The organism is Aerococcus sp. L_32 (assembly GCF_050689315.1).
Genome location: NZ_JBOEQF010000124.1, coordinates 1 through 6,462, shown reverse-complemented (window position 1 = coordinate 6,462; position 6,462 = coordinate 1). Strand labels below are relative to the sequence as shown.

The following is a 6,462-nucleotide window of genomic DNA, read 5'->3' as shown; positions in this document are numbered from 1 at the left end:
CTCTGACTTGTACCAACAACACCCAGAAATCTTCTTGGGAGAAGCGACTGACCGTTTTCCATTATTAATCAAAATCATTGATGCCAAGGAAGACTTGTCCGTCCAAGTACACCCGGATGATGCCTATGGACTAGCCCATGAAAATGACCTTGGAAAGACGGAGTGCTGGTATATTATGGACGCTGATCCTGGCGCTTACTTAATCTACGGCCATAACGCCCAAAACAAAGAGCAGTTCCTAGAAATGGTCGAAGAGAATGAGTGGGACCAACTATTACGAAAAGTGCCCGTTCATGCCGGTGATTTCTTCGCCGTGCCAGCAGGGACTATCCATGCTATCGGTGGCGGCGTATTAATCCTTGAAACCCAACAAAGTTCGAATACAACTTACCGGGTTTATGACTACGGACGTAAGGACGCAAACGGTAATGAACGCGACCTACACATCCAACAGTCAGCGGATGTCACCACTTTCCCGCACCAGGATACCCTAGCGGATGGGCACATCACTGAATTACCAGGCGGGTCTATCCAGGAATTTTGGACCAATGAATACTTCTCCGTGGCAAAATGGACAGTCGAAGATAACTTGCACATCAAATTATCCGACAAGTACCAATTGTGTACAGTCCTTGATGGTCAAGGACAAATTACTGTTGGCGACAAGACTTGGGACGTGAAAGCAGCAGATGCCTTTATCCTACCAAGTGGCCTAGGAGAAATTACATTGACAGGCCAATTCAGTTTGATGGTAGCTGAGGAATCTTAGGAAACCCGATATTACTAGTAGAGTTAGACACAAAAGAGGTTATGACAAACGACGTCATAGCCTCTTTTTTAGGTCAAATTTGAATAAAGCACCAAAATAATAGACCAAAGGATAAGCGCAGAATCGCTCACCCCTTGGTCTATTGTTGTATTAAAGTATTGTCGAATTCAATTATCTGCTGTTCAAGTCTGTTGGGGCGGCAAGCATTTTGCCTTAGTCTAGGTAAGGGGTATCTTCACTATTCAGGAAGCTATACCCTAGCCCCATGATAACACCGCCACCTACTAGATTGCCCATGAAGGCGAAGATCCAATTGATCAACACGGCCATTATATCCAGGTCATTACCTGAGAAGAAAGCGAGACTCATTAGCGAGAAATTCGCAATAATATGTTCTAACCCACCATAAACAAAGAGGAAAATAACGGCGGTGATAAATAGTAGGCGGCCACTATCATCTTTCATTTTTATCTGCCCCATAATAGTGATATTGACGAAGATATTTGCGAGAATCCCGTCTATGAATAAGGTCCAAATGTCTTTATCAAATTTCGCATTAATCATGGTCATGATGGCAGAATCAGCATTAAAATAGTGTGCGATACTAGAATGCCCAATGAGTATACCAACAATAGCAGCCCCTAATAAGTTCATGCAAGTGCAAATAAAGATAATGGTTAATGCTTTTGACCAAGATAATTTCCGGCGATGAGCACCCGTGAACAAATACATCATATTTGAAGTAGCCAATTCACCGTTTAAATAAACAATCATGGCTAAACCGATTGGAAATATGAGGGCGTAGCTGATTTTACCTAGAGCGGGATAGTCTACAGAAAGGACATCCCAAACCAAAATACCTATGGCGGTTGGTAGGGTTAAGAATATACCCGCATAAATCGCTCGTAACAAGTACCTAATCTTTGATTGGGCAAAAAGGGCAACCTTTTTGGCAACGGCACCATCGATTGTATCCATGAAAGTTGAAACATTTTTCTCGCTCATACCTTGTCTCCTTGCAATCATTTTTAACATAGTCCATCATTTTTCTGACTTGGTTAGCATACAATAAAATAGCGATTAATATGATTAGAATTGACATATCTACCTTTTTAACCTGATAAAAAACAGAATATTTGATAATTTTTTCACAAAATCGCGAAATTATATACTTAATTGTTCTATTTAAATCTGAAGCATTTTTCACACTCATATCAAAAAAACCGTGCAAAAAACTGACAAAGACTATACTATTAAGACAAGCACATACTCTCGAGGTAAAGACGATGAAAGATAAATCAATTTGGATTGATCAATTTAAAATGGAAGGACACGAAGAGGGTGGCTTTTTCTACCAAGTGCTGAAATCTGACCAACGTATCCAATTAGAAGAACAGCCAGAAAGAGCCTTATATACCAGCATCTATTTCCTATTAACCTCAACAAATCTGTCACGATTCCACCGTTTAACAGCGGATGAAGTTTGGTATTATCACTATGGTAGTCCACTGACGGTGCATATGATTACCCCTGAAGGAGAATACCAGCAAATTACCCTGGGTACAGACGTTGAAAACGGCCAAGTATTACAAGCCGTTGTGCCTAAAAATACGATTTTCGGGTCAAGTGTTGAAGAATTGGATAGCTATTCACTAGTATCATGCATGGTTAGTCCAGGATTTGAATACGATGACTTTGAACTATTCAAACGATCAGATTTACTGAATCAATATCCAGATTATGCAGATATTATTCAACGACTAACCCTAGAAGACTAGGATTTCTGCTCTGCTTAAGAGATTCGTAACTTATTCATCACAAAATCAACACAATTTTGACCGATATTTTCAAAATTTCTTCAAAGGTATCGCTTATTATTTAAGCATACCCAATAAAGAAACCAAACTTTTCTTCATAAATCTTTCTCCTCCCAAAACGAAAGATTACAAAAAACCAGCTGACTCCCAACAGCTGGTTTTTTAATGCCCATATTTGAAAATAGACATAGAAATATTTTTGGCAATACAAACTATTTTATAGACCATAGGTGAATAAGCTTAAGCAAAGACTACATTTTATATTCAATAATCTTGAAAATCCTTATTTATGGATTATTATTTAATGAGAAATTCCAAGTCATGAGATCTGTAATATCAAAGCTAAGGCTGACGCTTTCCTAGCATGCCTTAGCAGTAAAAAGGAGGGATGGCCCACAACGATCTGTTTGGCGTGTACGCCTTACAGATTGTGTCGCCAGACAAGTCTTCAGACCGAGACTGAAGACAGTCCTACTGCTTTTAAGGCAATGATAGGAAAAAGCAGAAGCCGAATGCTTACTAAATTACTACATAATGTATAAATACTGCTACCTTTTTCTCGTGATAAAGTTGAAATGTCTACCAGGTGTTTTGTCTAAGCGGTATGAAAAACCATCAACCATTGCTAAAGTATCTTGATCAGACAAACGAATATTGTCTGCCAATATACCAACACGTTTTAATTGCTCTGCAACCGTTGCTTGATTATCCACTAAATACTTCCCGCGTCCATCATCCCATTGCACAAAGTCATCCGCATAACCAAGGGCCTTAAATTGGTCCGCCACATCTTGGTCAACTTCAAAAGATTTCTGTGCAATCGAAGGACCAAGAATAACCTTGATGTTACCCATGTAAATATTTGGGTTTTCATTTTTGATTTGTGCAAAAGTGGCTGACACGATATCTTGAACAGTCCCTTTCCAGCCTGAATGGATGGCACCAATTAAACCAGTATCTTCGTCATAAAAAATTACAGGCACACAATCTGCCGTAAAGACGCCGACAACCACATCGCTTTCGTAAGTGTACAAGGCGTCCACATCATCCACCGCATCCTCAGTCGACAGACTACCGCGTCCCTGGTCCCCAACTGTGACATGGTAAGCTTTTTTGGAATGGGTCTGGTTAGCGAAAACGAACTGGTCGGCGTCAACCTGTAATGCCTCCGCTAAATCTTGTCGATTTGCGATAACCAGTGATGCATCTTCCCCAGTATGTAGGGCTAAATTGCCGTTAAGGGCTTGCTTGGTGTCTTTTAAAGTCGTACCAGCAATTAAATTTTCTGGTGTGTCATAGAATTGGATCGTCATAAGGTTCATCCTTTCTGCTTTCAGTTACGCTTATTATAGCAAACAAGCGCTCTGACTAATAAAGTCCCGAAAAAACTGTTAAAATATAGGGAAATAAGAAAATGACCGATAAGGAGATAATTGTATGACAACCAGCTTGAAAAAAGGGGACCAATTGCATGGTTTTACCCTTGTAGACAGTCAATTTATTCAAGATGCTAACGCCCAAGTCCATACCTTTGCCCACGAACAATCTGGCGGCCAAGTGATTTGGGTTGAAAATGACGACCAAAACCGTTCGTTTGGGATTGGTTTTAAAACACCGCCAAAAGATTCGACTGGTGTAGCGCATATCGTGGAACACTCAGTGCTTTCTGGATCACGTAAATACCCAGCTAAAGATCCATTTATGACCATGTTGAAAACGTCAATGAACACCTTCCTAAATGCCATGACCTTTTCAGATATGACCATTTACCCAGTGTCATCCATGAATGAAGAAGACTTCCATAACCTAACGGATGTTTATTTAGACGCCGTTTTCTTCCCTAAAATGACCAGTGAAGAAAATATTTTCCGCCAAGAAGGTTGGCATAAAGAGTTATTCGACAAGGATGAGCCGATAGTTTATAACGGGGTCGTTTACAATGAAATGCGCGGGGCATATTCAGATGCAGAACGTATTATTATGCAAGATGTTACGGCAAATATGCACCCAGGCTCAACCTATGCCCACGAATCAGGTGGCTATCCTTATGACATTCCTGACTTGACTTTTGAAAACTTTAAGCAATTCCACGCGGACCATTACCGTCCAGACAATGCTTTAGCCTATGTCTACGGAGATATTGATATTGACCGTACTTTGAGTCAAATTAACGGCGATTTCTTCAGTGAATTCTTGACTAATGACCAGCAAGTTCAATTTGACTTGCCAGAAACAAAGGATGGCTACATTGAATACCAGGCCTTTTATGACGCTGATGAACGCAAGACAGCCGAACATGATTCTTACCTTACCTACATGACCCATGTAGGCGCATCTACAGACTTGACCAATAATTACGTGGCCAATATTTTAAGCGACGCTTTAATTGAATCTGAAGCTGCACCAATTCGCCAAGCCCTTATCGAAGCCGGGCTAGCGGAAGAGGTTGAAGCCATTGGGTCAGACGGTTACTACCTAGATTTCGGTCTGGTCCTGAAACAATTCAATCCAGCCAATAAAGACAAAGCCCTTGCTGTAATCAATGAAACCCTAACTGACCTAGTAGCCAACGGAATTAACCGGGACCTACTTGAAGGGGTCATCAATACCCGAGAATTCGCAGCCCGTCAAGCCGGTGGTGCCATGAAGGGGATCACCTATGAAATCCAAATGACCATGGCATGGCGGTATGGCATGTCTCCGACCGAAGTCCTTCATTTTTCGAAATATTTCGACGATTTAAGAGCGAAATTAGACACTGACTTCTATGAAGAATGGCTTCAAGACAACTTGCTAGCGGCAGATGCCAGCTTAGTCGGTATTTACCAACCAAAAGTTGGCTTATTCAAAGAACAGGACGACCAACTAGAAGCCAAGTTAGCGGCTGAAAAAGCTGCAATGACGGACCAAGACATTCAAGCATTAATTCAGGAAAACCAAGCCTTGCGGGTCTACCAAGACACACCTGATACCGAAGAAGCCCGTCAAGCCCTACCGAAATTAGATATTTCTGACGTACCACGGACAACCCAAGCGATTGCCGAAGAAACATTAACCGGCCAACAAGGGGTACCTGTCCTTTTCCATGAACAAGACGCATCAGGTATTCGCTATGTACAAATGGCTTACAAATTAGACCATATTGCAGCGGAAGACTTGCCATATGTGAATTATGTGACCATTTTATTAGGTTTATTGAACACGGAAAATTATGATTATCGTCAAATGGACATTGAAATGATGAAGGCGACTGCTGGAATTTCTATGCGACCTAAAGTCTTTATTCGTGAAGGTTCGCAAGATGATTATATGCCAGTCTTGGTGTCATCATTTGCGGCGATTGGTGACCATTCTACTCGTGGTTTTGAACTATTACAAGATACGATGAAATTTACTGACTTTTCTGATAAGGCACGGATTTTAAATGTCTTACAACGGGTGAAATTCAATATGAGTCAGTCGTATGAAGGGGCTGGCCATCGCGTAGCCATTTCTAGACTACGCTCATTCTACTCACAAGCAGCCAAGTATGAAGACGTCATTTCAGGCCTATCATTCTATGACCACATGACCGACTTAATCGAAAACTTCTCGACCAAGGCAGATGACTTTATTGCTAAATTGATTGAAGTGAATGGCAAAATGTGGGATCCTCGCATGTTGACAGTTAGTTTAACAGCAGATGCAGCGGATAAAGCCACATTACTTGAACAAGTTGATCAGTTTATCGATCAAGCTGACCAGACGGATAGCGTTGAACCCGTATCTGTTGAGTTTGATTTAGCGGGCAACAACTACCACGAAGCCATTCAAACAAATGGTAACGTCCAATACGTATCCGTAGGTGGTCGCGTGCCAATTGAAGACTACAATGGT

5 protein-coding genes are annotated in these 6,462 nt (G+C 41.2%); 3 read left to right on the top strand and 2 right to left on the bottom strand.

Going from position 1 to position 6,462, the window contains the following annotated elements:
- Nucleotides 1-769 (top strand): mannose-6-phosphate isomerase, class I (gene manA, locus ACRCJ0_RS08510; RefSeq protein WP_431390176.1); only part of this gene is annotated, 769 nt, incomplete at its 5' end.
- 213 nt (nt 770-982) lie between these two features.
- Here manA and ACRCJ0_RS08505 read toward each other — a convergent pair.
- Nucleotides 983-1,774 carry a formate/nitrite transporter family protein gene (locus ACRCJ0_RS08505; RefSeq protein WP_431390175.1) on the bottom strand — a complete coding sequence of 264 codons (792 nt, stop codon included), beginning with the start codon at nt 1,772-1,774 and terminating at the stop codon, nt 983-985.
- A 281-nt stretch (nt 1,775-2,055) separates the two neighbouring features.
- Between ACRCJ0_RS08505 and ACRCJ0_RS08500 the strand changes: the two genes are divergently transcribed.
- Entirely contained in the window at nt 2,056-2,547 is a 492-nt protein-coding gene (locus ACRCJ0_RS08500; RefSeq protein ID WP_417893828.1) for a cupin domain-containing protein, read from the top strand.
- A gap of 587 nt (nt 2,548-3,134) precedes the next feature.
- On the opposite strand, the gene pgeF is transcribed toward ACRCJ0_RS08500, so the two are convergent.
- Entirely contained in the window at nt 3,135-3,899 is a 765-nt protein-coding gene (pgeF, locus tag ACRCJ0_RS08495; RefSeq protein ID WP_431387636.1) for a peptidoglycan editing factor PgeF, read from the bottom strand.
- Nucleotides 3,900-4,023: 124 nt separating this feature from the next.
- On the opposite strand from pgeF, the gene ACRCJ0_RS08490 reads away from it, so the two are divergent.
- On the top strand, nt 4,024-6,462 hold a 2,439-nt coding region (locus tag ACRCJ0_RS08490; protein WP_431390174.1), incomplete at its 3' end, for an insulinase family protein.

What these genes read in the sequence shown, in the direction of transcription:
- ACRCJ0_RS08505 (WP_431390175.1), bottom strand. Translation starts at nt 1,774, where the DNA reads ATGAGCGAGAAAAATGTTTCAACTTTCATGGATACAATCGATGGTGCC.
- ACRCJ0_RS08500 (WP_417893828.1), top strand. Translation starts at nt 2,056, where the DNA reads ATGAAAGATAAATCAATTTGGATTGATCAATTTAAAATGGAAGGACAC.
- pgeF (WP_431387636.1), bottom strand. Translation starts at nt 3,899, where the DNA reads ATGACGATCCAATTCTATGACACACCAGAAAATTTAATTGCTGGTACG.